We start from the raw sequence: 22,731 nt of genomic DNA, 5'->3' as shown, positions 1-22,731 counted from the left end.
ATCCGCGACCTCGACCTGCTCCGCCCGATCTACTCCCAGACCGCCGCCTACGGCCACTTCGGCCGCGAGCTGCCCGACTTCACCTGGGAGCGCACCGACCGCGCCGCGGCCCTGCACGCTGCGGCCGGCCTCGCTTAAGGCCCCCGCGAGAGGAGCCGACATCGTCCCCGTCCTGGACGACCCGCAGCTCGCCGCCACGAATACCTGACCCATCGACGGACGACATGCGGCCCGGCCGGAGGAGGCCTCCCGGCCGGGCGGCACCGGGTTCCCCGCGGTCCTCTCACATCGCCCAGGGAGCCAGCGGGTACCAGATCAGGCCACGGGCGGCCAGGATCCGCACGTCCCAGTACAGGACCAGGAACACGCCCGCCGCCAGGAAACTCGCCGCCATCAGCGCCGACGCGCCGCTCGGGCGCCGCGCCGTCCAGCGGTGCAGCCGGTCCCCGAACAAAGCGGTCACCAGCAGGAACAGCACCGACATGACGACGATGTTGCCGAGCGACTGCAAACCGAACGCGAGGGCCCGTAGAACGGGTCGTGGCTCTCGGCCGCGTCGTGGAACAGCTGGCGGAACAACGGGTAGGGACGCCCGATGAGGAAGGCGCCGACCAGGCCACCCATGAGCAGCATCGGCGCGCCGGGGAAACGCCGGGACACCCGCGCCAACGGGTCACGCACCACGCCCAGCGAGGCCACACCGAGATACGTCATCAGCAGGCCGATCAGCCCGAAGACCACCATCGCCTGCACCAGCCGCCCGGAGAACCCGCCACCGCCGCCCTGGCCTCCGTCGAACTGCGGCATGCCGGTACCGGCGACGGCCACCACCGCCCCGTACACGGCTGACACGACGACCGCGCCGAGGGCGAGCCGGCTCAGCGGACGCAGCGCGGCGGCCATCCGGCCCCGTCGGGACGTAGAAGGACCGCCGGTCAGCGGCGCCAGAGCGCTGAACACGGCCACGTTGCACGCGGTGAACGTCCCCGCGACACCGGTGGCCAGTGCGAACGCCAGGCCCGCGGCGGCACCCGCGATCGGTGTGCCCTTGGCGGCATGCCCGAGCAGGGTGTCCGCGACGTTGTCGCCGACCGTCTGGTCGACGAACTTCGCGGACCACACCACTGTCAGCGCGAAGCCGAACAGCGCGCTGACCACGGCGACCAGCGCGCGGCGGCGCGGGGCGTGGCCGTTGAAGAAGAACGAGGACGTCGCAGGAAGGGGGTCCACGGACACCCGCTTCCGGGACGGGGAGGAGGCAGGCCGGTGCGCTGTCTGCACCATGACGAAATCGCCTTTCGGGAAGGAAGTGGCTGCAGAGCGGCACGGCAGGTCCGCGCGCACGCACGCCAGGGTCACGTACAGGTATCGAGCACAGAGGAAGAACCACGGCACGCTTCGAGAAGTCGGCACCCACCCGCGCCGCCACGCGGCCCGCCGGGGCCCCCACCGCCGGAGGGATCGCCCGCAGTCAGAGGAACAACAGCCCTCGCCCTCGTTCCGGGCGTCGTCGCGCGCACCGTCCCCGGCCACGGGAACCAGCCCGGCACCGGGTGTCCCCCGGCCCCTCCGCCGGATCCGCCGTCGGACTCCGGCAGTAGGAGGGCCAGGTCCGGCAGCGCCGCTTCGGCCCGCACCGGGCCGACGTCCGGCAGCACGTCGTCGAAGTCCCGCCACATCCACGCCCAGGCCGCCACCGGCCGGAACCGGCCGGCCAGGCCCGCTCCGGCGACGCCCGCGCCCACACCGGCCGCGATGCTCGCCCCGGCCGCCACGGCGATCAGCCCCGGGCTCCCGTGACCGGGCACACGCCCACGATCGGCTCCACCGGCGCGGGCGCGAACGGGAAGTCGTAGCGCACACCGGTCAGTTCCTCGGACAGCTCCCACAGCCGGGCCTGCGCCGCCGTGTCGCGTGCCGCGCGGCTGGACCGTGCGGGCACCGGCGCCCCACGGCTCCCGAACCGCCGCGCGGGCCCCAGATAGTCGCCCGGCACCCGGGGGGCCGTCGCCGCCCGCAGCGACGGCAGCGCAGCTGCCTCCGGCGGCTGCGCCAGCCAGCGCATCCCTGCCGCTACCACCGGCCGCAGCAGGGCAGGAGGGTCACCGTGCCACAGCGCGGTCGGCGACAGCCCCGGATGCGCGGCGACCGAGAGGGTGGTGGCGCCGGCCGCGGTCAGGCGGCGCTCCAGCTCCCGGGCGAACAGCAGGTTCGCCAGTTTGGAACGCCCGTACGCCGTCACCGACCGACGCCCCGATGCGGACCGGGCACGGTCCGCATCGAGACGGCCGAAGGCCGCCCGGTGGGCGAGGCTCCCGACCGTGACGACCCGCGAGCCCGGCACCGCTGTCATCAGGTCGAGCAGCAGCCCCGTCAGCGCGAAGTGACCGAGGTGGTTGACCCCGAAGTGCGCCTCGAAGCCGTCCGCCGTACGCCCGTACGACGGGAACATCACGCCGGCGTTGTTCACCAGCAGGTCCAGGCGCCCGTGCCGGTCACGCACCCGCGCCGCCGCCCGGCGCACCGAGTCCAGCGACGCCAGGTCCAGCTCCAGTACCTCGGTGCTGCCGCCGGCCCACGCGGCCACCTCCTGCCCCCGCTCCGTGCTGCGGCAGGCGAGGACGACATGCGCCCCGTGGGCGGCAAGCACCCGGACCGTCTCCCGGCCGATGCCCCCCGATGCGCCGGTGACCAGGACGGTGCGGCCGCTCAGGCCGGGAACGTGCGCGGTGGACCACGCCATGTCATCCTCCTCGGGCCGCGCACTGACGCTCCGTCAGTGCGCGGCTTCGTATCCGTGGTTGACGACGAGTTCGGCCGCCACGTCGTAGAACGTCGGTTCCGCCGGAACCTCGGTGGCCAGACCGTTGACGTACCGGTTGAACATCGCGAACGCGGCCGCGATCAGGACCGTGTCGTGGATGTGGGTGTCGGTGGCGCCCTCGGCGCGGGCGGCGGCTATCGCCTTGTCGGACACCGGGGCCGCCTTCGCCTGCACCTCGGCGGCCACCCTCAGCAGGGCCCTCAGCAGTGGCGGTATCGGGGCCGTGTCCGGGTCGGCGAGGACGGCGGCGACGAGTTCGGCGCCGCCGTCGAGCTGTGCCGCCGCGAACGCGCTGTGCGAACCGGCGCAGAAGTCGGTGCAGTTCAAGCTGGACACGTAGGCGCCTATCAGTTCGCGCTCGCCCCGGCTCAGCGGCGAGGAGCCGCTGCGCAGCAAGGTCTCGGCGAGCTGCGACAGCACGCCCGCGGTGTCCGGGCGCTGGGCGAACAGCCCGCTGATGCCGGGAAGGTCGTTCGTGAGCTCGATGTGGGGCACGGTTTATGTCCTTGTCTACCGTGTTTCCGACGGGACATTGTCATCGTCGGAGCCCGGGCAAGGTTCGGCCAACTCCCAGAATGCGGAGTCCTCGTGGCACGGCCGGTGTCCTCAGCCAGGCCGTGAACCTGCGGTGCGCGGTGGCCGGCGAGACCCCGAACTCGCCCGGCAGGTGCCGCCAGGCACAGCCGCTGGTCAGCACGTACACCCCCGCGGCGAACGCCGCCCGCACGTCCACCGGGGCTGTACGCCGCCCTGCGGACGGGACTTGAACACCGGCAACAACGGAGCGGCAAGCTCCCATGACCCGCCCGGCACCAGCCGGCGCGCCAGATCAACCCCTACAGCCCCACATCATGCCGCAACCAACTCACACCTGTGAGACAACCTCTCAAGGAGAACGAGCGGAATCATGCAGATCCTCGAGGCCGACAACCACGACTTCGAGGCCGGTTCCGGCCCGCGTCAGGACGTCGGCCACGAGGTCCGCACCGTCACGCGGTCGGTCGTCCACCCGGACAGCCGCCCGTCCACCCCGAGCGACCGGTGAGCTGGCGGCTGAAACGCGCGCGACGCCGACTCACCCGACGGTGAGCCGGCGTCTCCGTGGTACCGCAAGGAGGCCCGGTGGCGACTCACGGGCGGTTGTTCTTGCCCTCCAGCCACAGCATGTCGGAGTCGTCACGGTGCGTCCCGTCCGAGCCGACGTGCTTGGCGGAGATCTGCGCGCCGTTCTTGAACACGTGCACCAGAGCCATCCCGTGACCGCGGCCCAGACCGTAGTCATCCTTCAGCCACTCCAGCACCGGACCCGCCTTCAGCTCCGGGCCCTCGAAGCCGCGTTCCTTCGCCAGCTCGATGAATTGCCGGGGGGTCAGGCCCGTCTTGTCCTCGATGTTGTCCAGGTACGCCTGAAACGACATGTACGTCCTCGCTTCCCGAATCGTCCGTGCCGGTTACGGAGCGACTCACCCAAGGGTGCCTTCCCGCCCGCCTCCGGCTCTCATCACGCTGCTTGCTCGACGCGACTTCGGCACGTTGAACCCGGGCGCACCAACACATCGCCGTACGGTCAGCCGATCCACAAGGACCGAGATGGCCGCCGCTCTCCCGGCCCGGTCCAGCGACGGGAGTCGGCTTGCCGAGGCGCCCGAGGAGCCCGAGGAGCCCGAGGCGTTCTGGGAGATCGTTCGCGCTGGAAGGCCTTCACATTCTGTGAATCACACAGAGGCCTGCCTACACCGACAACACCAGTTCCCCGGGGGCGCTTCTGATGCCACATCACGTTCGTCGTCGGCCTGAGGCCGCCCTTCACCAGAAGAAGCGTGGCTGGGACCGGATCGAGTTGCTGGAAACATACGCGCGCCTGCCGCTTCGGCTGCGGGCATCGTTGTGGCTGGCTTTCGGTGGTCGAGGCCGAAGGGGCAGTTGGGTGCTGAGGATGAGAACGAGAGCGACGACGTAGGTCAGGGGACCTCCGCTACCGCAGGCTTCGTGTGAGCGGCTGGTGGTGGCCCGTGCATGACGCTCGACGCAAGTACCAAGGTGATTCGCCAGGGGCCAGGCCCAGACCAACCCGCACTTATAGAGATTAGAGAGCGTCACATCCTTGCAGGTCAGAGGGGGTGAGGAGCCCTCGCAACATGACTCCCAAGTCATTTTCAGGGCGTGAAACTTGTCTCTGGAGTCAAGTTCCGCCGATTTATTGCGACCTAGATGCGCAATCGCGCGGGAGGTTTCGCGGCTGTGCGCCGGTTGATTGCGACCTATGTGCGCAATCCCGAGACAGGGTTCGCGAGTGTCGCGAACATGACTCTGAAGACATGTTCGACACGCCCAACGCGCAGATACATCGCGCCGTTGCTATCTATATGCGCAATCACTAGTGTGCTCCGCGTCTAGGTTTCGATCTTGAGGAGCACATAGCGTCATGCCCGCCCAGCCTCAGAGGGACCCTCGCCGGGTCCCCGGCTCGTCCGCGCCCAGGGCGCCGAGCCTCAGCAGTCCGTACGCCGGCGCCCTGGGGCCGAGGAAGAACCTCGTCGAGCTGCCCGTCGGCCACACGGCGGAAGTCAGACCCCCCGTCACGGCCGGCGACTTCATCGGTAAGTACTTCGCCCAGGACAGCCTGGAGTTCCTGCGCTGGGCTGCCCGGTACTTCCGGGGCGACAACGTCACCCTGTGCGTGCTGCTCTACATGATGGGGAGCCAGGAAGTCGGAGGGGCAGTCGAACTCAAGCAGGCCGAGATCGCTGCCGAGCTGGAGATGGACCCTGCTCAGGTATCCCGGGCCCAGATCAAGCTGAAGCGGCTGGGCCTGGCCTACTCGCCGAAGAAGGGGTCCCTCCAGCTCCAGCCCGCGGTGACCCTGCGGGGGGGATACCGTTTGATCCAGAAACCCGTTCGAGGGTCGTCCGCCAAGAAGGTCAAGGTCCAGGTGGAGCAACTGAGCCTTCTGAACGAACTCGTGCTTGACACAGCTGTTCCGGAGGAATTCAGAGACATGGCCCTTCCGGGTGCGAAACTGCCCGAACCGTCATCGAAGACGCGCAAGCGTAAGAGCACGAAGAAGAAACCGGAGGCGTGAGATGAGGACCGCAGCGTCTGCGAACCCGGAGCCGCCAGAGCTGACATACGGCACGTTCAACGGCCTTGCGTACATGCCCGCGATGCCGGGGATCGCGTACCGGGTGCTCTTCCGGCTCCTCGGGACCCAGGAACCAGGAGGGCTCTGCCTGGTCACGGAAGAGGAACTGGCCGAAGCCTTGGATGTACACCGTTCCATGGTCGGGCGAGGCCTGCAGGCACTGATCCTTGCCAAGCTCGTCTTCCGCCAGGCCAAGGGTGTCTACCTTCTGAACCCGATGATCAGCGGCGCGCGCAGCGTCACCGAGCACTTGGAGGCCATCGGGAGACTGGACCCCGCTGACCGCCTCGATGTGGACGACTACCAGGAACGGTATGACGCCGCTGTCGCCCAGGCCGAGCAGGAGAAGAGGGAGAAGCGTCTGGGCCGCAGGAGTTCGCCAGGCCAGTCCAGGCCGGCCCAGACCACCGGCGAGGGAACCGCGGAGGTACTGAACCTCTCGACGGCCCGCGGCCGGTCGCGGCGGAGGACGTCCCGTCCGTAGAACCAGCCGAAACCATTGAGGCCCCCGCCGGAGCGGGGGCCTCAATGTGTCTAGGTTTCGGAATGCAGTCTACCGCTTGGTTCCCGTCGGCGCCATGCTGGACCATGACGCGAGCGTCGTGCTGTTGGGCTCCGCGGTGGACGTCCACCGCGGCAGCGTCCGCCGCGGAGCGAGTCTGACGCTTTCTGCCCGCACAAGAACCCCCGGGTCGACCAGCAGCCGAGTCCGCGTTGCCTGTGGGGTGGTGTAGCAGAGAGCGGAGCGTCGGCGATTATCACGCCGTGATAATCGCCTGGGCATCGGCCTCGGTCGCCAACTGCGGGACCCCGCTCTCCTCTACTCCGTACCGCACCTCCGGCGGGCGCGCACGGGCAGACTACGAGCGGCCCTCAGCCGGAAGGTGCGAGTGAGGAGGACGCGGATACACCGCCGAGGCATGCGCGGCGGCATTCGACTGGTTCACCGAGGCGCAGCGGTTCGAGGAGTACGGCGCCGAACAATGATTCGGTGTGGAATCGAGTCCAGTCATAGCAGGCAACTTACTGCACGCCCTTGAGAGTGATGCGCATGAGAAGCCTGGCGCCCGGCCCGTTGGTGCGCCCCGGGGCGATTATCACGGCGTGATAATCCCGGGAGGACGTCGGCCGGGTGAAACCATGTCAGAACTTGCAAACCGGGTGCCACTATCTCCCGTTGAGTCAGTATGCTGACGTCATGGCTTCTCCATACCCCGACGGAGACCGGGAAAAGGTAGCGTCCAAGCTGCCCTCGGCGCTCCAGCAAGCACTGAAGGTCCGCGCAGCCGAGCTCAGTCTGGACATCCAGGACGCCGTCGAGGCGGCGATCAACGAGTGGCGCGACAGCACAGGCACCGGTACAGAGGTCGACACGGCCGGCGCCAAGTCGTTCTCCACCTGGCTTCCGCCGGGCCTGTACGAGCAGTTCAAGGAGACCTGCACCGACCGCGGTGTCTCCTACACCCAGGGCCTTGCCCAGTCGGTCCGTGACTGGCTCGACGCGAACCCCTCCCCCCAGCACGGTGCCCGCGGAACCGATCCCGAGCGGAAGATCGTCGGCAACCAGAAGGGCGGGGTGGGCAAGACAGCCATCTCCGCCGGCATCGGCCAGGCCTACGCCGAGGCGGGCAAGCGGGTCCTCATCGTCGACTTCGACCCTCAGGGGCATCTCAGCGAGCAGCTCGGCGTTCCCCAGATCGAGCCCAACCACAACAGCCTGGTTTCCCACATGTGCGGCGAAGGCGGGGGCGATCTGCGCGACCTCGTCGTGGTGATAGAGGATCCGCGGTTCGAGAAGCGCCTGCATGTCCTGCCCGCCTGCTTCGACGGGTTCCTCCTCGACGCCAAGATCGCCGTTGTGGCGACCCAGAAGCGCGGATTCCAGAAGGAGGCAGCCCTCGAGCTCGCCCTGCGCCCCCTGGAAGCCGAGTACGACGTCATCATCATCGACTGCCCGCCCAGCCTCGGCATCGCCATGGACGCCGCCCTCTACTACGGGCGCCGGCGCCGCGGCGAAACCGCCGGTGTGTCCGGCGTGATCATCCCCGTCCTCGCCGAGGACTCGTCGGCCACGGCCTACGGCATGCTGGCCCGGCAGATCGAAGACCTCTGCGAGGACCTCTCCCTCGACGTCGACTACCTCGGCCTGGTCGTGAACCTGTACGACTCCCGGCGCGGCTACGTCGCCACGTCCTCCCTGGACAACTGGAAGGCTCTCGGCGACCCGAAGGTCCTCGCCGTCATCGGCGACCTGAAGGAGCAGCGTGAAGCGGTGCGCAAGCGGATGCCGCTGCTGAGCTATGCCCCCCTCAGCGACCAGGCGGAAGCCATGCGGCAAGTAGCGAAGGGAGCGACCCGTTGAGCAAGGCCGACACCCTGGGATCGGCACCGGCGTTCGGCGCGGCTCTCGGCGCCCGGTCCTCCCGCCGCAGCCTCATCGACAAGACCATCGCGGGCGAAGAGGCGTCCACGGCGGCCATCACCGAGCTGCCGGTCACCCTTGTCAGCGATAACCCCGACAACCCGCGCAACCACCTGCGCAACCTCGACGAGACGGTGCAGACCGTCCGCGAGGTCGGCATCATCATCCCCATCGCCGTCGCCACGGTCGAGGCCTACCTCCGCAACCGGCCGGACCGCGCGGACGACCTCGACGACGGAGCGCAGTACATCGTCGTCGACGGCCACCGTCGTCTCGAGGCCGCCCGCCGCGTCGGGTTGGCCACCATCCCGGTCCGCGTCGACAACGGCCGTGTCGCCACCGATGAAACCCTTCTCGAGGCCGCGTTCGTCGCGAACTACCACCGCGACGACATGACCGACCTCGAAGAGGCGCACGCGCTGAAGACCCTGGTCGACTACTACGGCTCCCAGACCAAGGCCGCCAAGCGACTGGGCATTCCGCAGAACACCATCTCCAGCAAGCTGTCCTTGCTGAAGCTCACCCCGGAACTCCAGAAGGGCCTGGTGACCGGGGAGAGGAAGGTGGAGCACGTCCGCAACCTCGGCAAGCTGTCCCCCGAGGAGCAGAAGGCCAAGGCGGACGAACGGGCGGAAGCAGCCCGCAGGAAGGCAGAGGCACGACCGCAGCAGGTCGTGGACCGGTCAGCAGGCCCGGCCGATTATCACGGCGTGATAATCCCGGAGGCGCCTGCCGACCCCGCTGCTTCGCCGCCCGCTCCGTCCCCGTCCCCGTCCGCTCCTTCCCCGTCCGGTCCAGCCGTCCCGTCCACGGAGCGCGAGCAGGCTGCCGAGTCCATCCCGGAACCGCGCACCAGCGCAGCAGAACCCCGGGCAGCGACAACAGAAGCGGCGCAGCCCAAGCAGCCCAAGCAGCTCCCGTACGACGACGCCTTCTACTGCGTGCACCACCTCCACCAGAAGATGAAGCCGGAGACGTTCATGCAGGGGGCTCGGGTGTGGATGGATGTCCTGAGGGACGAGCACCCGGACGAGTACAAGGCCCTGCTGGCCGAGCTGGGAGCCCAGTAGCACCCGGAACAGAGCCACCCATCGGCCCCGCTCGCCTTGAGCGTATGGCGGGAGCGGGGCCGTGGTGGCCACCAACTGCTCGTGGCGGCCGACGGACCGACCACGCCGATGCCGTCCGATGGCGTCGGTCTGCTTTTCCTCACCTTCTCGCTCGGACGCCCTGTCCACCCGGCTCTCCGCGTGGTCGCCCCATACGCTCTTCTCCGGCATTCGTACACCTCCCTGTGCCACCGGTCCGTCCGGCAGCCTCTGCTGCCTCCCCGTCGACCGCATACTGAAGCGCTCGATCGTGGCCAGCTCCGAGAGTCCCCCCGACTCAGACGAGTCGTCAGGGTGTTCACCGGCAGCCAGCTGGACGGGTTCAGGCTGGAGGACCAGGAGCGCATCGTGCGTCGCTGGCCCCGCCAGCACGGGCACAAGCTGGCGAAGCTGTTCATCGAGAAGGCGCAGTCCGGGACCCCGGCCCGACCCACGACGACCGCGGCCGCCCCCGCTCCGACACCGAAACCGGTGACGGCACCACCGCCCGACACCTCCCCGAAGCCCCCGACCGCGCGCCCAGCGACCGGGGGCTTCTGCCGTTTGGCACGCACCGGCACACGTCACCAAGGACGGGGACGGCCTCCTGATCGAGTGTCACGGGGACCGCCCTTCTGTCGTCCGCCACGGGTATGTCAGTCGTTCTGCCATGGGCAGTGTCAGTGACTCCCGGCCAGGCGGAATGATCAGTCTTCGAGTTCATGGCGGACCCGTCGGGACGGGCTGAACGTGTACAGGTCGAGGATGTCGGGTGCCTCGGCGAGGCCGGGGCCGCCGTTCTTGACCCAGGTGGTGATGTCGGCAGCGGCGCCGGGGTCGTTGACCTGTCCGAGCCAGACCGGGCGTCCGCCGGCCTTGCGGCCTTCGGCGGAGGGCTGGATGACGATGACGTTGGCGCGCTCGCACGCATCGAGGCAGTCGGTGCGCCGGACCATCGCGACTCCTGTCAGCTGGGTGCGTAGGTCGGTGAGCTGGGCTTCGTGGTCCAGGTGCGGCACTTTGGCCGGGGTGCCGCAGCAGCAGCCGCGGCAGACGGTGACGGTGGGCCGGGCCGCCCCCGGCGTGCGGGCGGCCTTCTTGGTGCGGCGGCTCACCGCAGGTCCTTGGTGGCGCGGTTCCAGGCGGCGTCGCGCAGCAGCCGGAGTCCGTTGAGGCCGACGATGACGGTCGAGCCCTCGTGGCCGAGGACGCCGAGTGGCAGCGGCAGGTGGCCCGCCAGGTCCCAGATGACCAGGCCGGAGACGAACACCGTGGCGATGACCAGGTTCTGCACCACCAGGCGGCGGGCCGCCCGCGAGAGCGCGATCACGGTGGGGACGGTGGCGAGTTCGTCGCGGACGATGACGGCGTCGGCGGTCTCCAGAGCGAGGTCGGAGCCGGCCCGGCCCATCGCGATGCCGGTGTGGGCGGCGGCCAGAGCGGGGGCGTCGTTGACACCATCGCCGATGACCAGCACCTTACGCCCCCGCGCCTCCAGACGCCGTACGGCTTCGACCTTGTCCTCGGGCAGGAGACCAGCATGGACCCCGTCGCCGGTGATGCCGACCTCGGCGGCCAGGCGGGCGGCGGCGCGGGGGTTGTCGCCCGTCACCAGCACCGGGGTGCTGCCGGTCAGCGTGGTCAGGGCGGCGACGGTCGCGGCAGCATCGGGGCGAAGCCGGTCGGCGATGCCCAGCATCCCGACGGGGACGCCGTCGCGCAGGACCAGGACGGCCGTGCGGCCGCCGTCCTCCAGGTCGGCCGCGGCCTCGGCGGCGCGGGCCGAGTCGGTGTCGTCGTTGCCGTCGAGGAGGCGGGCGGGTGCGCCGACCGCGACCGTGTGGCCGTCGACGGTGGCGGTGACACCGACGCCGGGAGTGGAGGTGAAGTGCTGCGTGTCGGCGATCGTCAGGCCGCGGGTGCGGGCGGCGTCGACAACGGCGCGGGCCAGGGGGTGTTCGCTGGGGTGCTCGGCGGCGGCCGCCAGCGCCATCAGGGTGTCCTGGTCCAGCCCGGAGCCGCCCAGGGGGCGGATGTCGGTGACGCGGGGGGTGCCCTCGGTAAGGGTGCCGGTCTTGTCGAGGGCGACCGCGTCGCCCTGCCCGAGACGCTCCATGACGACGGCGGACTTCACCAGGACGCCGTGGCGTCCGGCGTTGGCGATGGCCGAGAGCAGCGGCGGCATCGTCGCCAGGACCACCGCGCACGGCGACGCCACGATCATGAAGGTCATCGCCCGCAGCAGCGAGGCGGTCAGGTCCGCACCGAACGCGAGGGGGACCAGGAAGACCGCCAGGGTCGCGAAGACCATGCCCAGGCTGTAGCGCTGCTCGACCTTCTCGATGAACAGCTGGGTGGGCGCCTTAGTCTCGGAGGCTTCCTCGACCATGGCCACGATCCGGGCGATCACCGAGTCGGAGGCATCCCGCTCGACCTTGACCCGCAGGGCACCGGTGCCGTTGAGGGTGCCGGCGAAGACCTCGTCCCCGGTCTCCTTCGCGACCGGCAGCGGCTCCCCGGTGATGGTGGCCTGGTCCACCTCGCTGGTCCCCTCCAGGACCCGGCCGTCCGCGCCGACCCGCTCGCCGGGGCGGACCAGGATGGTGTCCCCGACCACCAGCTCGGCAGTGGCGATGCTCTCCTCGCTCCCGTCGTCGGCCAGGCGGGTGGCCGTGGTGGGCGCGAGGTCGAGCAGACCGCGCACCGCGTCCTGGGTACGCGCGGTGGCCAGCGCCTCCAGCGCGCCGGAGGTCGCGAAGATGACGATCAGCAGCGCGCCGTCCATCACCTGCCCGATCGAGGCCGCGCCGATCGCGGCCACGATCATCAGCAGGTCGACATCCAGGGTCTTGTTCCGCAGCGCCGTCAGCCCGGCCCAGGCCGGTTCCCACCCGCCGGTGACGTAGGCGGCGGCGTAGAGAGGGCCCCACGACCAGGCGGGTGCGCCGGTCAGCTGGAGCGGCAGCGCGATCAGGAACAGCACCAGCGCCGCGGCGGCCCAGCGCGCCTCGGCCAGTGCGAACACCCGGGTACGCCGCTTCGGCGCCGTACGCGAGGCGACCGGAGCTGCCCGTTCGGGCCGCTGGAGCAGGTCGGAAGGCATGACAAAACAACCCTTCAGGGCGGCAGACGGCTACACATCCACCGTACAGGAATATCTGAACAGGTCTTCAGGTGTTCCCGGTAGGATGGGCGGCATGGGTCACGGAGCCGACGACAAGAACCACGCCACCCCCCGCGAGCGCCTGGACGCGGCGGGGGCCACCGACGTTGCCGCCACCCTCCAGGCCCTGGCGACTCCTTCGCGGCTGTACATCCTGGCCCGCCTCCAGGAAGGCCCCTGTGCGGTCGGCGACCTCGCCGAAGCCGTGGGCATGGAAGCCTCCGCCTGCTCCCACCAGCTGCGCCTGCTGCGCAACCTCGGGCTCGTCACCGGAGAACGGCGGGGCCGTTCCATCGTCTACGCCCTCTACGACAACCACGTCGCCGAGCTCCTGGACCAGGCTCTCTTCCACGTCGAGCACCTGCGGCTCGGCCTGCGCGACGTATCCACCGAGGGGGGAAGTCCCTGGTCCAGTAACAGGCAGGACGGCACACCGGCAGGCCGATGACTACCGCTGACCGCTTTCGAGTTGGCGTGGGACGCGAGAGGCCCAAGCTCTTCGAGGTCGGGGACGTGGTTGCAGAGGGTGCCCACCGAGATGCCGAGCAGGGCCGCGATGGTCTCGATGCCTTCCCTCATGGCGGAGTGCACTGGCATCTCCATGTCAGCGCCAGTCGTTCCGCCACAGGAAGAGTCAGTGCGGGTGGACTTCGGTGAGAAGGACGCGGACGCGCTTTTCGATCTCGTCCCGGATCGGGCGGACCGCCTCGACTCCCTGTCCGGCCGGGTCGTCGAGTTTCCAGTCGAGGTACTTCTTGCCGGGGAAGACGGGGCAGGTGTCGCCGCAGCCCATGGTGATGACGACGTCGGACGCCTGGACCACTTCCATGGCCAGCACTTTCGGCGTCTCGGAGGACATGCCGATGCCGACCTCCGGGTTGCACCGGCACGCCCGCGCGTTCGACGCCCTGTTCAAGGGCCGGGTGCGCGCGCTGGCCCACGAGCCGTTCGGCATGCGTCACGCCCGCTCGCCGCGCACCGGCGCCTGGGAGGTCGAGGGCACCCCCGAGCCGCTGCGCGACCACTACTCCCGCCGCTCCGCCCAGGTCGACGCCATCGCGGGCGCCTACGCAGGCCGTGCGGAGAAGCTGCGGGTGCCGGCCGCGACCCGCTACGCCAAGCACGACACCGGCGTCCTCGACCTGCGCACCGGACGGCGGCAACGCGCAGAGGACCTCGGCTACGACATCGACGCGATGGTCGCGGCCGCCGCACCTGGGCCGCCCGGCCCCGACGGGCCGCTCGTCGCGGCCGGTCCCGACGGCCCGCGCACCCCCTCACCCGAGCAGATCGCCGCCGAGGTCTTCCACCCGCTGCACGGACTGACCGCATCCGACAAGGAGTTCAGCCAGGCGAAGTTGCTCGCACGGGTCGCCGACGCCTGTCCCTTCGGCCTCGAGACGTCCGAGCTGGAAGGCCTGGCTGAGCGCGTGCTCGCCGTTCAGGGAGTACGTCAGGGCGCTGCCGCCGCGCGGATCGCAGCTGACGGCGCACGCCGCGCGGTACATCCCCCTCGACATCCTGCGGGCCGAGCAGACCATCGTGGACCAGGCTCGGGCCCGCTATGCCGACGGCTCCGCCCGCCTGAGCCCGGATCAGGCGGCCGTCGCCGTCTCGGTGTTCGGGGTGGCCGTCGGCTTCGAGCTGGCCGCCGAGCAGCGTCGCGTGGTGGAGCGGCTGCTGACAGCCGGGCACGGCGGGGACGCCGTCATCGGCGTCGCCGGATCGGGCAAGACGAGCCTGATGGAGGCCTGCCGGATCGGCTGGGACGCGACCGGCCCGACCTACGCCGGCGCCTCCCTCTCCGCGATCGCCGCACAGAACCTGCAGGAGGGTTCCGGCATCCCCTGCCGCACCATCGCAGCCTGGCTGCAGTGCATCCACGACGGCGCCGGCCTCGCGGGCCTCGACGTGCTGGTTCTGGACGAGGCGGCGATGACGGACGACCGCTCCATGGCGGTGCTGCTCACTGAGGCCGCCCGCACCGGCACCAAGATCATCGCGATCGGCGACCCGCAGCAGCTGCAGGCGATCGGCCCCGGCGGCGGCTTCGCCGAAGTCCATCGTCTGGTCAGCGGTGAGACGCTCGCCGTCGACCGGCGCCAGAGGGACGCGGGAGAACGGGCCGCCCTCCAGGTCTGGCGCACCGGCGCCCGAGATCAGGCCCTGAACCTGTTCGCCGACCGCGGTCGCATCCACGCCACCGACAGCGCCGACGACGCCCGCCGCGGCATCCTCACCGCCTGGAACCAGACTCGCACCCGTTACGACGACGCACACGACATGCTCGACAACCTCGTCGTACTGGCCGCACGCAACCACGACGCCGCACTGCTGAACACCGGCGCCCAAGCCCTGCGCCGGGCCGCCGGCGAACTCGGCCGCGCCCACCGCTACGCCCTGCCCGGCGGCGACGCTCTCACCCTCGCCGTCGGCGACGTCGTGCGCGTACGCGCCAACGACTACCGCTCCCGCCGCGGCACCGGGCCCGACGTCCTCAACGGCTACCGAGCCGTGGTCACCGACATCGCCGACGACCACCGAGCCCAGATCACCTGGCGGCGCAAGAACAGCGACGGCAAGGCCCGCACCGCCCAAGCGTGGTTGAGTCCCGGCCAGATCACCGCCGGAGCCCTCTCCCTGGGCTACGCGATGACCATCGCCGCCTCCCAGGGCCTGACCACCGACACCGCCCTCGTCTACGGGCTGGGCGCGAACGCGTACGCCCTCTACCCCGGCATCACCCGAGCCAGGACGGCCAACCACCTGTGGCTGCCCGCCGCGGCCCTCGAGGACCCGGAGACCCGGGCCCGGCTCGGCGAGCCCCGTGACGAGACCGAGCTCCTCGACCGCGCGTTGGAGGCGTACATCGCGCTGCTGCGCCAGGACCGTGCCGACGCCATGGTGAGCGACCAGTTCCGTGCCGCCCCGGAACCCGTCGCCCCGGCGCCGCAAGTCGCCGACGAACCCGCCTACCTGCCGAAGATCGCTCCCCCTGCGCCTGCTTCCGCCGTCATCACAAGAGTGATCCCCTCCTCAGAGCGCCGGGTCGGCGGCGTGTGCCTCGGTCGTGTCCAGTGCGGTGGCCTTCTGCTCTTGCCTCATGCGTGATACGCCGATCGACCAGGTGATGCCGTAGGCGATGGCGAACAGAGCGAGGAGGCTGGTGGCATCGGGCATGCCGATGGCGACGGCCAGGGGCGCCACGGTCAGGGATGACACGCCTTGGAACGCGGAGGAGAGGCCGAAGACGAGCACCATGACACGCCCGCGGATGTGGTCTGGAGTCGCGACCTGGAGACTGTTGACGGCGAGGTTCGCGCACGCGCCGACTCCTATATGGCCGATCAGGGCTGCGGCCATGCCCGGGCCGAGGCTCGCGATGTGGGCCAGCGCAAGGTATCCGAGGCCGAAGAGCACCAGGGCGGCTCCGGCCACGTACAGCCGTCGGCGCACCGACCCGGCGGTGAGCCGTCTGCCCAGGAAGGGCCCGAGCATGGCTCCGAACCCTTGTGCCAGGTACAGGAGGCCGACGCCGGTGCCACCGACGTGGAAGCGGTCGAGGGCATAGACCGGCAGCAGGCCGACCATGCCGTAGCAGAGGCGCAGCCCCATGGTCAGCCAGAGGAAGGCGGCCACCACCGGAGTGGTCCGTACGAAGGTCCAGAGTTCGGCCGTGTCGGCCAGTATCCGGATGCGGCCGGTCGTCATCGCCTTGGAGAACGGCCGCTTGATCCTCACGATGAGCAACGCCGAGACGGCAAAGGACGCCCCGTCGATGAGGAGAGTGGCCGAGGTGCCCCATGCGGCTGTGACCACGCCTCCCAGCCCGGCCCCTACGAGCAGGGCCGCCGAGTACAGGCTGCCGAGCGCGGTCTGGGCCGACGGGAGTTCGCCAGTGGTGACGAGGTTCGGCAGAGCTGCCTCCGGGATCGGACCCGCAATGGTGGCAGACACCGACAACACAGCCAGGCAACCCATGACCAGTGGGACGGAGCCTGTGTGAAAGGCGGCCAGCAACCCGACGACCGGCATGATCGCTCCCAGGTCGCACGCGATCCGCAGACGTTGCCGGTCGAACCGGTCGGTGAGCGGACCGACCAGCGGCAGCAGCAGAACCCCGGGGAGGGAGTCGACGGCGAACAGCAGCGCCGTCCAGCCCGGCGAGCCCGTGCGGTGGTAGACGAAGCTGCTCAGGGCGACGAAGGCGAACCAGTCTCCGGTCAGGCTGAGCGCGGAAGCGCAGAAGAGGCGTCGGAAGTCCGCGTTGTCACGCAGCAGCGCGACGAGACTTCCGTGAGAGCGGCGGCGTACGAACAACACCGGTGACTCCAGCGGTGATGACGTCCCGGACGATGACCGGGACGAACGACGGAAATGACGTCGTATGTGCTCCAGAGCCCGAGAAGTGGCTGTGGAACAACCGCTGACTAGTCACAAAGGCGACGCATGGCACGGATCGTACTACTGGCGCCGCCGCTCACAGGTGGGGGCCGCGAGAAGTGTGTTTGCGTGGCGAGCCTGCCAGGCGCAGTCGCTCCCACGAACCCTGCTGGCGCTTCCGGAACCAGCGCCTTAGCCTCGCGCTTTCACGGGGCAGGGCGTCCAGTGGGTGATCAAAAACGCGGAGAGTGCTCCTGACCTGCAACGATGGGACTTGTCTAGGGTCCAGGTCGTCGCATGAAAGAAGCACTTTCCAGGTGAAGAAGCGTATCGGGTCCTACCCGCGTGTCCGCGTCGAGGGCGGCGGTCGCGGGGTGGTTTCGCAGGCCGGTGGTGTGCTGCTGGTGGAGACGGTCCGCAAGACCGGTCTGGATACGGCGATATCAGCGGCGCTTGAGCCGTGGCGGAAGGCTCGAGCGGTTCGTGATCCGGGCAAGGTCCTGCTGGACGTGGCGCTCGCGGTCGCGCTGGGCGGAGACTGCCTGGCCGATGTGGGCATGCTGCGGGCCGAGCCGGCAGTGTTCGGGCCGGTGGCCTCTGATCCCACGGTCTCCCGGCTGATCGACACGCTGGCAGCAGGCGGGAAGCGCGCGCTGACCGCGCTGCGGCAGGCTCGGGCTGAAGTCCGCGAATGCGTGTGGACGTTGGCCGGGGGATGCGGCCGCGACGTGGAAGAAGACCTTCGGGCAGCACCCGCTGATGGGGCGACGCTTCTCCGCCATGACAACCAACATCCCCTGCTGTCACGGACTACACGCTACGAGGGGACCTTCAGATGGTTACGGGATTCCGCTCGGCCGCGTCCTCGCCGGAGCGAACCGCCACGACTCCCCGCTGCTCGCTCCGACCCTGGACCTACTGCAGGACCTGGGGCCGCTACCCGACGACATCACCGTGCACCTGGATGCCGGCTATGACTCGGACAAGACCCGCACCGAACTGGCCGCCCGCAACCTGCGCGGCCGCATCGCGCACAAGGGTGAGAAAGCGCCGATCCAGGCGAGCCGGCGGTGGCACGTCGAGCGCACGCACGCCTGGCAGAACGCCTTTCACCGCCTCGCCCGCTGCTACGAGCGCCGCGCGACCGTCATCGAGGCCTTCTTCGACCTCACCGACACGATCATCACCGTTCGTAGCCTGATCCGCCGGGCCTGGACCACCCACCGCTGGGACGACCGCCCCAAGCGACGCCCATGAGTATCCAAGCCAGTGCCCGAAACGGGCACCAGGCCACGTCTTGCCCTGATGGTTCAGGCGACGCGGGTGTCGTAGGTCTCGCGGTTGGCAAGCACATCGTCCATGTGCACCTCGGCCCAGGCCTTGAGGTCGCGCATCATCTCGTACAGCGACAGGCCGAGATCGGTCAGCTCGTAGGAGACCGTGACCGGCACGGTCGGCGTCACGGTGCGGGACACCAGGCCGTCGCGCTCCAGGGAGCGCAGCGTCTGGGTGAGCATCTTCTGGCTGACGCCGGCCAACAGACGCTGCAGCTCCGAGTAGCGCATCACCCGGGGCTCGCCACCGCAGTCGGCGCCGGGCTGATGCGCGCTGTCGCTGCCGAGCGCGGCCAGGATCAGCGTGACCCACTTGTCGGAGATCCGGTCCAGCAGCTTGCGACTGGGACATTGCGCCACGAAGGCGTCGTACTCCGCCTTGGCCTGTGCCCTCTGCTGGGCTGCCGTCAACGTTGCCATGGACCGTTCCTCTCACCCTCGGGTGCCTTACGCACTTCGAAGTGCCTACTTCCTGAAATGAAGCTACACACAAATAGTGGTGCAAGGAGCCGTCAGGCACCAGCCCCTGGCTCGACATGAAAGGCACACCATGAGCACCCCCTCCGCATCGCTTCCCGGCGGCAACTGGACCCTGGGTGACCTGTCCGTCACCCGGTTCGGCTATGGCGCCATGCAGCTCGCGGGCCCATGGGTCATGGGCCCGCCCGCCGACCGCGACGGAGCACTCGCCGTTCTCCGCGAGGCCGTCGGCCTCGGCATCACCCACATCGACACCGCCGACGCCTACGGGCCGCACATCACCAACCAGCTGATCCGCGAAGCGCTGCACCCGTACTCCGACTCGCTGCACATCGTGACCAAGGTCGGCGCGACCCGGGACGAGGAGGGAGGCTGGCCCCCGGCACGCACGCCGGAAGACCTGCGCCGGGCCGTCCAGGAGAACCTGGAGAACCTCGGTCTCGAGACGCTGGATGTGGTCAACCTCCGGCTCGGCGATGCACAGGGACCCCAGCCCGGCCCGCTCGCCGAGGCGTTCGAAACACTCGTCGAACTCCAGCAGCAGGGCCTAATCCGGCACCTCGGCGTGAGCAACGCGACGGCGGAACAGGTCGCCGAGGCACAGGCGATTGCGCCGATCGTGTGTGTGCAGAACATGTACAACCTCGCCCACCGCCAGGACGACGAGCTGATCGACGAGCTCGCCGAGCAGGGCATCGCCTACGTGCCCTTCTTCCCGCTCGGCGGTTTCAGCCCGCTGCAGTCCTCGGCCCTCACGGCCGTGGCCACCCGGCTGGACGCAACGCCGATGTCGGTCGCCCTGGCCTGGCTGCTGCAGCGGTCGCCGAACATCCTGCTGATCCCCGGCACCTCGTCGGTGGCACACCTGCGCGAGAACGTCGGGGGCGCGGGACTCCAGCTCTCCGACGACGATCTCGCCGAGCTGGACAAGATCGGCCGCTAACCCCACGGCACCGTGACGAAACGTCGTCGCCCCCCCCGAAGGCCGCGACGGCGTTTCCCAGCGCGTGGGCTGGATCGACCAAGGGGCGCTCGGGCAGCAGCGCCGCGAATTGGTCTGACAGAAGGGCGGTCAGCGGACGGGCACAGGTCTCCCCAGTGCCCACAGAGCGTTGCAACTTCATGATCACTGACACCCGCGCCCGCCTTGCTGTCGAGGCTGCTGGCGGGATGCATCGTCGTGGTCTCCTGGCGACTGGGAAGATCGAGATCGTCTTTGGTGCGTGCGGTGAGTCAGGGCGGCTCTGGGGCGGTGATCCGTGCGGAGATCGCGCCGAGTTCCTGCACTTCGATCCGGACCGTGTCTCCCGGTGCCAGGTAGGGGCGGTGGCCGGACAACTCCTGGATGCAGCCGGTGCCCACAGGGCCGCTGGCGAGGATGTCACCGGCTCGCAGCGTGGTGCCGCGCGACGCGTGCGCCAGCATCTCGCCGAACGACCAGTGGATCTCGTTCCAGCTGCCGCCGCCGTAATGCTCGTCGTTGACGTACCCGTCCATCCGCAGCGCATAGCCCTTGTGCGAGCGGTAGGGCTCCAGTTCGTCGGGGGTGACGAGGAACGGGCCCAGGCTGGTCGAGGCGTCTTTGCTCTTGGACGGCCCGTACACGAACCCCATCTCGCTCGCGGAGATGTCGCGTGCGCTCCAGTCGCAGTAGACCAGGTAGCCGGCGATGTGGTTCTCCGCCGTGGCTGCGTCGAGGTCCGAGCAGTCACCGGCGATCACCGCGGCGACCTCGACCTCGTAGTCCCACGACTGAGCGCCCGGGGCGATGGGGACCTCGTCGTACGGTCCCTTGATCGCCGCCGGGTTGGAGAAGTAGAAGAGCGGATACTCGTACCAGACCGGGCTGACCGTGCCGTCGCCGACGGCTGCCTGACCCGCGTTGCTGATGTGGCGTTCGAACGCGGCGAAGTTGCGGACCGCCGGAGGCACCGGTATCGGCGCCAGCAGGTCGGCTGTGGCCAGCTCGACGATCTCGTTCGGTTCCCTGGTTGCGGCGGCCTGCAGGCCGCCTTCGGCGCGTAGCAGCTCCAACAGGCTCATGTCCACGCTGTGGATCTCGGTGTCGTGCACCACGCCGCAGCGTGGGGAGCCGTCGGCGGAGCGGTAGCTGACCCACTTCATCGGGCGAGCACCTCCCGGGTGCAGTCGTGGAGCCGTCGTGCAGGGGCGCCGAGGTGGGAGCCGACGGGTCCGGCGCCGCCGAGGTCGAGCGCGACCGGATCGGCGGCGCGGCCGAGTAGGCCGGCCAGGCCGTGGCTGCCCAGGAAACGGCTGAGGTGGGTCAGCGTGAAGCCGGACTCCACGCCGTCGGCGGTGTCCGGGCGTGTGGAGCGCTGGAGCGGGGCACCCCGGCGGAGGACGTCGATCGTGTCGAGGCCGGCGGAGAGCGGGTCGGTCAGCCGCCCGTTGCCGTCGATGAGTTCCAGGTCGGTCTGGATGACCCAGGCGCCGGGCCCGGCCTTGGCCTGGCCGGTCCCGACGACCACGGCCCGGCCCCCGCGCTGAAGGTGGATGGGGGCGAGGCCGTGCCCGGTACCGTCCGTGCCCCCGGTGGTCACGGCCGTCTTCACGCGGCCACCGTCCGCGCGAACCTGACGATCTCCTCGGCGAACAGCTCGGGTTGCTCCAGGGCGGCGAAGTGGCCGCCCGCGGGGATGTCGTCGTTGAAGTAGCGCAGGTCGTGATAGGCGCGCTCGGCCCAGATGCGCGGGGTACGCGTCAGTTCGTCCGGGAAGACGCTGACCCCGACGGGAAGATCCAGCTCGGTCAGGGCGAGCGGCTGCCGGGCGTACTCCCAGTACAGGCGGGCGGAGGAGGCAGCGGTGCCGGTGAACCAGTACAGGGAGATGTGGTCGAGGATCTCGTCGGGGGTGAGGGCGTCGGGCCGGGCCCAGTCGAGGAACTTCTCGTAGATCCAGGCGGCCTGCCCGGCCGGGGAGTCGGTCAGGGCGTAGCCGATGGTCTGCGGCCGGGTGCGCTGCACGACGTGGTATCCGGAGTGGACGGCGAGGAAGCGGCTGCCCTGTTCGAGTGCGGCCTTCTCCTCCAGGGTCGGGGCGTCGCCGCCGACCGGTGGTGCGGCGAGGAATTCGGGGAAGTTGACGTGGATCGCACGCAGGCCCGGCGGCCGCTGCGCCCCCATGCGGGTGGCGACGACACCGCCCCAGTCTCCTCCCTGGGCCAGGTAGGAGTCATAGCCGAGGCGCCGCATGAGCACGCCGTACGCGCGGGCGATCCGGTCCGGTTCCCAGCCTGTCGAGGCGGGCTGGTCGGAGAAGCCGTAGCCGGGCATCGAGGGGACGACGAGGTGGAAGCCGTGCTCGGTGAGCGGGCCGACGGTCCCGAGGAACTCCAGGAACGAGCCCGGCCATCCGTGCAGCAGCAACAGGGGGGTGGCGTCGGGGCGGGGCGAGCGTACGTGCATGAAGTGGAGGCCGAGACCGTCGATGGTCGTGCGGAATTGGCCCAGGTCGTTGAGCCGCCGCTCCAGAGCGCGCCAGTCGTATCCGGTGGCCCAGTACTCCAGCAGCTCCTCAAGGCGCTCCCGCTGCACTCCCTGGCTGTTGTCCGGTGCCGTCTCCCGGCTGGGGAGGCGTACCCGGTGGAGCCGGTCCTTCAGATCCTCCAGGGCACTGTCCGGGATGTGGATACGAAACGGTGTCACGCTGTCCGATGTCATGGTCACCACGGTGCGGCCGCGACGAGCGCGCAGTCCAATGATTGTTCCGTCTTATGTAATACGATCTGCGCATAAGGCCAGTTAGAGTGGGGTGGTGTCCGAACGTTTCCCCGCACCCGTGGACCTCGACCTCCGGCTGGTGCAGTGCTTCACGGTGGTCGCCGAGCACCAGCACTTCGGCCGTGCCGCCGAGGCCCTGCACACCACGCAGCC

At 69.7% G+C, this 22,731-nt stretch carries 25 protein-coding genes and 3 pseudogenes; 13 read left to right on the top strand and 15 right to left on the bottom strand.

Annotation, left to right across the window (positions count from 1 at the left end; translation table 11 throughout):
- On the top strand, nt 1–138 hold a 138-nt coding region (locus AB0G56_RS40290; RefSeq protein WP_360980724.1), incomplete at its 5' end, for a methionine adenosyltransferase domain-containing protein.
- 145 nt (nt 139–283) lie between these two features.
- Here the strand turns inward: AB0G56_RS40290 and AB0G56_RS40285 are convergent.
- The 5 genes from AB0G56_RS40285 to AB0G56_RS40265 all read right to left on the bottom strand — a co-directional run bounded on the left by AB0G56_RS40285 (nt 284) and on the right by AB0G56_RS40265 (nt 3,623).
- A complete protein-coding gene (locus AB0G56_RS40285) occupies nt 284–484 on the bottom strand; it encodes a hypothetical protein (RefSeq protein WP_360980719.1) in 201 nt (66 codons plus the stop codon).
- On the bottom strand, nt 460–1,230 hold the full coding sequence (locus AB0G56_RS40280; protein WP_360980716.1) for a hypothetical protein: 771 nt from the start codon (nt 1,228–1,230) through the stop codon (nt 460–462). Before AB0G56_RS40280 ends, AB0G56_RS40285 begins: the two co-directional genes overlap by 25 nt.
- A gap of 550 nt (nt 1,231–1,780) precedes the next feature.
- A complete protein-coding gene (locus tag AB0G56_RS40275; RefSeq protein WP_360980713.1) occupies nt 1,781–2,743 on the bottom strand; it encodes an oxidoreductase in 963 nt (320 codons plus the stop codon).
- A gap of 33 nt (nt 2,744–2,776) precedes the next feature.
- Complete coding sequence (locus AB0G56_RS40270; protein WP_360980710.1) at nt 2,777–3,319, bottom strand: alkylhydroperoxidase; 543 nt, start codon at nt 3,317–3,319, stop codon at nt 2,777–2,779.
- Nucleotides 3,320–3,359: 40 nt separating this feature from the next.
- A complete protein-coding gene (locus AB0G56_RS40265; RefSeq protein ID WP_360980707.1) occupies nt 3,360–3,623 on the bottom strand; it encodes a transposase in 264 nt (87 codons plus the stop codon).
- Between the two features lie 108 nt (nt 3,624–3,731).
- Here AB0G56_RS40265 and AB0G56_RS40260 point away from each other — a divergent pair, with 108 nt between their 5' ends.
- Nucleotides 3,732–3,869 (top strand): hypothetical protein, encoded by a 138-nt coding sequence (locus AB0G56_RS40260; protein ID WP_360980704.1) that lies wholly within the window; start codon nt 3,732–3,734, stop codon nt 3,867–3,869.
- Between the two features lie 85 nt (nt 3,870–3,954).
- Here AB0G56_RS40260 and AB0G56_RS40255 read toward each other — a convergent pair whose 3' ends face one another.
- Nucleotides 3,955–4,242: a DUF4287 domain-containing protein gene (locus tag AB0G56_RS40255; RefSeq protein ID WP_360980701.1), complete on the bottom strand. Its 288-nt coding sequence runs from the start codon at nt 4,240–4,242 to the stop codon at nt 3,955–3,957.
- A 1,007-nt stretch (nt 4,243–5,249) separates the two neighbouring features.
- Between AB0G56_RS40255 and AB0G56_RS40250 the strand changes: the two genes are divergently transcribed.
- The 4 genes from AB0G56_RS40250 to AB0G56_RS40235 all read left to right on the top strand — a co-directional run bounded on the left by AB0G56_RS40250 (nt 5,250) and on the right by AB0G56_RS40235 (nt 9,458).
- On the top strand, nt 5,250–5,906 hold the full coding sequence (locus AB0G56_RS40250) for a hypothetical protein (protein ID WP_360980698.1): 657 nt from the start codon (nt 5,250–5,252) through the stop codon (nt 5,904–5,906).
- A gap of 1 nt (nt 5,907) precedes the next feature.
- A complete protein-coding gene (locus tag AB0G56_RS40245) occupies nt 5,908–6,450 on the top strand; it encodes a hypothetical protein (RefSeq protein ID WP_360980695.1) in 543 nt (180 codons plus the stop codon).
- A 714-nt stretch (nt 6,451–7,164) separates the two neighbouring features.
- The gene (locus AB0G56_RS40240) at nt 7,165–8,328 is read left to right on the top strand and encodes a ParA family protein (protein WP_360980692.1); all 1,164 of its coding nucleotides are present in this window, start codon (nt 7,165–7,167) and stop codon (nt 8,326–8,328) included.
- The gene (locus AB0G56_RS40235) at nt 8,325–9,458 is read left to right on the top strand and encodes a ParB/RepB/Spo0J family partition protein (RefSeq protein WP_360980689.1); all 1,134 of its coding nucleotides are present in this window, start codon (nt 8,325–8,327) and stop codon (nt 9,456–9,458) included. The genes AB0G56_RS40240 and AB0G56_RS40235 overlap by 4 nt, the downstream gene beginning before the upstream one ends.
- A gap of 725 nt (nt 9,459–10,183) precedes the next feature.
- On the opposite strand, the gene AB0G56_RS40230 is transcribed toward AB0G56_RS40235, so the two are convergent.
- Together AB0G56_RS40230 and AB0G56_RS40225 are read right to left on the bottom strand one after the other, a co-directional pair.
- The gene (locus AB0G56_RS40230) at nt 10,184–10,591 is read right to left on the bottom strand and encodes a (2Fe-2S) ferredoxin domain-containing protein (RefSeq protein ID WP_360980686.1); all 408 of its coding nucleotides are present in this window, start codon (nt 10,589–10,591) and stop codon (nt 10,184–10,186) included.
- Nucleotides 10,588–12,579, bottom strand: coding sequence for a heavy metal translocating P-type ATPase (locus AB0G56_RS40225; RefSeq protein WP_360980683.1), 1,992 nt, complete (start codon nt 12,577–12,579; stop codon nt 10,588–10,590). The genes AB0G56_RS40230 and AB0G56_RS40225 overlap by 4 nt, the downstream gene beginning before the upstream one ends.
- Before the next feature lie 94 nt (nt 12,580–12,673).
- Between AB0G56_RS40225 and AB0G56_RS40220 the strand changes: the two genes are divergently transcribed.
- Nucleotides 12,674–13,087 carry a metalloregulator ArsR/SmtB family transcription factor gene (locus AB0G56_RS40220; protein WP_360980680.1) on the top strand — a complete coding sequence of 138 codons (414 nt, stop codon included), beginning with the start codon at nt 12,674–12,676 and terminating at the stop codon, nt 13,085–13,087.
- Nucleotides 13,088–13,273: 186 nt separating this feature from the next.
- On the opposite strand, the gene AB0G56_RS40215 is transcribed toward AB0G56_RS40220, so the two are convergent.
- Nucleotides 13,274–13,594: an arsenate reductase ArsC gene (locus AB0G56_RS40215; protein ID WP_360980677.1), complete on the bottom strand. Its 321-nt coding sequence runs from the start codon at nt 13,592–13,594 to the stop codon at nt 13,274–13,276.
- On the opposite strand from AB0G56_RS40215, the pseudogene AB0G56_RS40210 reads away from it, so the two are divergent.
- Nucleotides 13,497–13,754 (top strand): annotated as a pseudogene (locus AB0G56_RS40210) (relaxase domain-containing protein); the annotation flags it as partial. The gene AB0G56_RS40215 and the pseudogene AB0G56_RS40210 sit on opposite strands and share 98 nt — an antisense overlap.
- Before the next feature lie 162 nt (nt 13,755–13,916).
- On the opposite strand, the gene AB0G56_RS40205 reads toward AB0G56_RS40210, so the two are convergent.
- A complete protein-coding gene (locus AB0G56_RS40205; protein ID WP_360980727.1) occupies nt 13,917–14,147 on the bottom strand; it encodes a hypothetical protein in 231 nt (76 codons plus the stop codon).
- Nucleotides 14,148–14,181: 34 nt separating this feature from the next.
- Between AB0G56_RS40205 and AB0G56_RS40200 the strand changes: the two genes are divergently transcribed.
- Nucleotides 14,182–15,750, top strand: a complete 1,569-nt coding sequence (locus AB0G56_RS40200; RefSeq protein ID WP_360980674.1) for an AAA family ATPase — start codon at nt 14,182–14,184, stop codon at nt 15,748–15,750.
- On the opposite strand, the gene AB0G56_RS40195 is transcribed toward AB0G56_RS40200, so the two are convergent.
- Nucleotides 15,676–16,962, bottom strand: coding sequence for an MFS transporter (locus tag AB0G56_RS40195; protein ID WP_360980671.1), 1,287 nt, complete (start codon nt 16,960–16,962; stop codon nt 15,676–15,678). The two genes, AB0G56_RS40200 and AB0G56_RS40195, sit on opposite strands and share 75 nt — an antisense overlap.
- Nucleotides 16,963–17,339: 377 nt before the next feature.
- Between AB0G56_RS40195 and AB0G56_RS40190 the strand changes: the two are divergent.
- Nucleotides 17,340–17,702 (top strand): annotated as a pseudogene (locus AB0G56_RS40190) (transposase); the annotation flags it as partial.
- Nucleotides 17,703–17,853: 151 nt separating this feature from the next.
- Nucleotides 17,854–18,279: pseudogene (locus AB0G56_RS40185) on the top strand (transposase); the annotation flags it as partial.
- 53 nt (nt 18,280–18,332) lie between these two features.
- Here AB0G56_RS40185 and AB0G56_RS40180 read toward each other — a convergent pair.
- The gene (locus tag AB0G56_RS40180) at nt 18,333–18,776 is read right to left on the bottom strand and encodes a helix-turn-helix domain-containing protein (RefSeq protein ID WP_146468368.1); all 444 of its coding nucleotides are present in this window, start codon (nt 18,774–18,776) and stop codon (nt 18,333–18,335) included.
- Between the two features lie 130 nt (nt 18,777–18,906).
- Between AB0G56_RS40180 and AB0G56_RS40175 the strand changes: the two genes are divergently transcribed.
- Entirely contained in the window at nt 18,907–19,779 is an 873-nt protein-coding gene (locus tag AB0G56_RS40175; protein WP_360980668.1) for an aldo/keto reductase family oxidoreductase, read from the top strand.
- 290 nt (nt 19,780–20,069) lie between these two features.
- Here AB0G56_RS40175 and AB0G56_RS40170 read toward each other — a convergent pair whose 3' ends face one another.
- From AB0G56_RS40170 to AB0G56_RS40160, 3 genes are read right to left on the bottom strand one after another with little or no spacing between them, the layout of a single operon-like run.
- Nucleotides 20,070–20,960, bottom strand: coding sequence for a fumarylacetoacetate hydrolase family protein (locus AB0G56_RS40170; RefSeq protein ID WP_360980665.1), 891 nt, complete (start codon nt 20,958–20,960; stop codon nt 20,070–20,072).
- On the bottom strand, nt 20,957–21,409 hold the full coding sequence (locus tag AB0G56_RS40165) for a hypothetical protein (protein WP_360980662.1): 453 nt from the start codon (nt 21,407–21,409) through the stop codon (nt 20,957–20,959). The genes AB0G56_RS40170 and AB0G56_RS40165 overlap by 4 nt, the downstream gene beginning before the upstream one ends.
- Nucleotides 21,406–22,518: an epoxide hydrolase family protein gene (locus tag AB0G56_RS40160; RefSeq protein WP_360980659.1), complete on the bottom strand. Its 1,113-nt coding sequence runs from the start codon at nt 22,516–22,518 to the stop codon at nt 21,406–21,408. The genes AB0G56_RS40165 and AB0G56_RS40160 overlap by 4 nt, the downstream gene beginning before the upstream one ends.
- Nucleotides 22,519–22,612: 94 nt before the next feature.
- Between AB0G56_RS40160 and AB0G56_RS40155 the strand changes: the two genes are divergently transcribed.
- The coding region (locus tag AB0G56_RS40155; protein ID WP_360980722.1) for a LysR family transcriptional regulator at nt 22,613–22,731 on the top strand (119 nt) is incomplete at its 3' end.

It is taken from the genome of Streptomyces sp. NPDC021356, from assembly GCF_040641015.1.
Lineage (GTDB): Bacteria > Actinomycetota > Actinomycetes > Streptomycetales > Streptomycetaceae > Streptomyces.
This window is presented reverse-complemented; position numbering and strand designations above follow the sequence as displayed.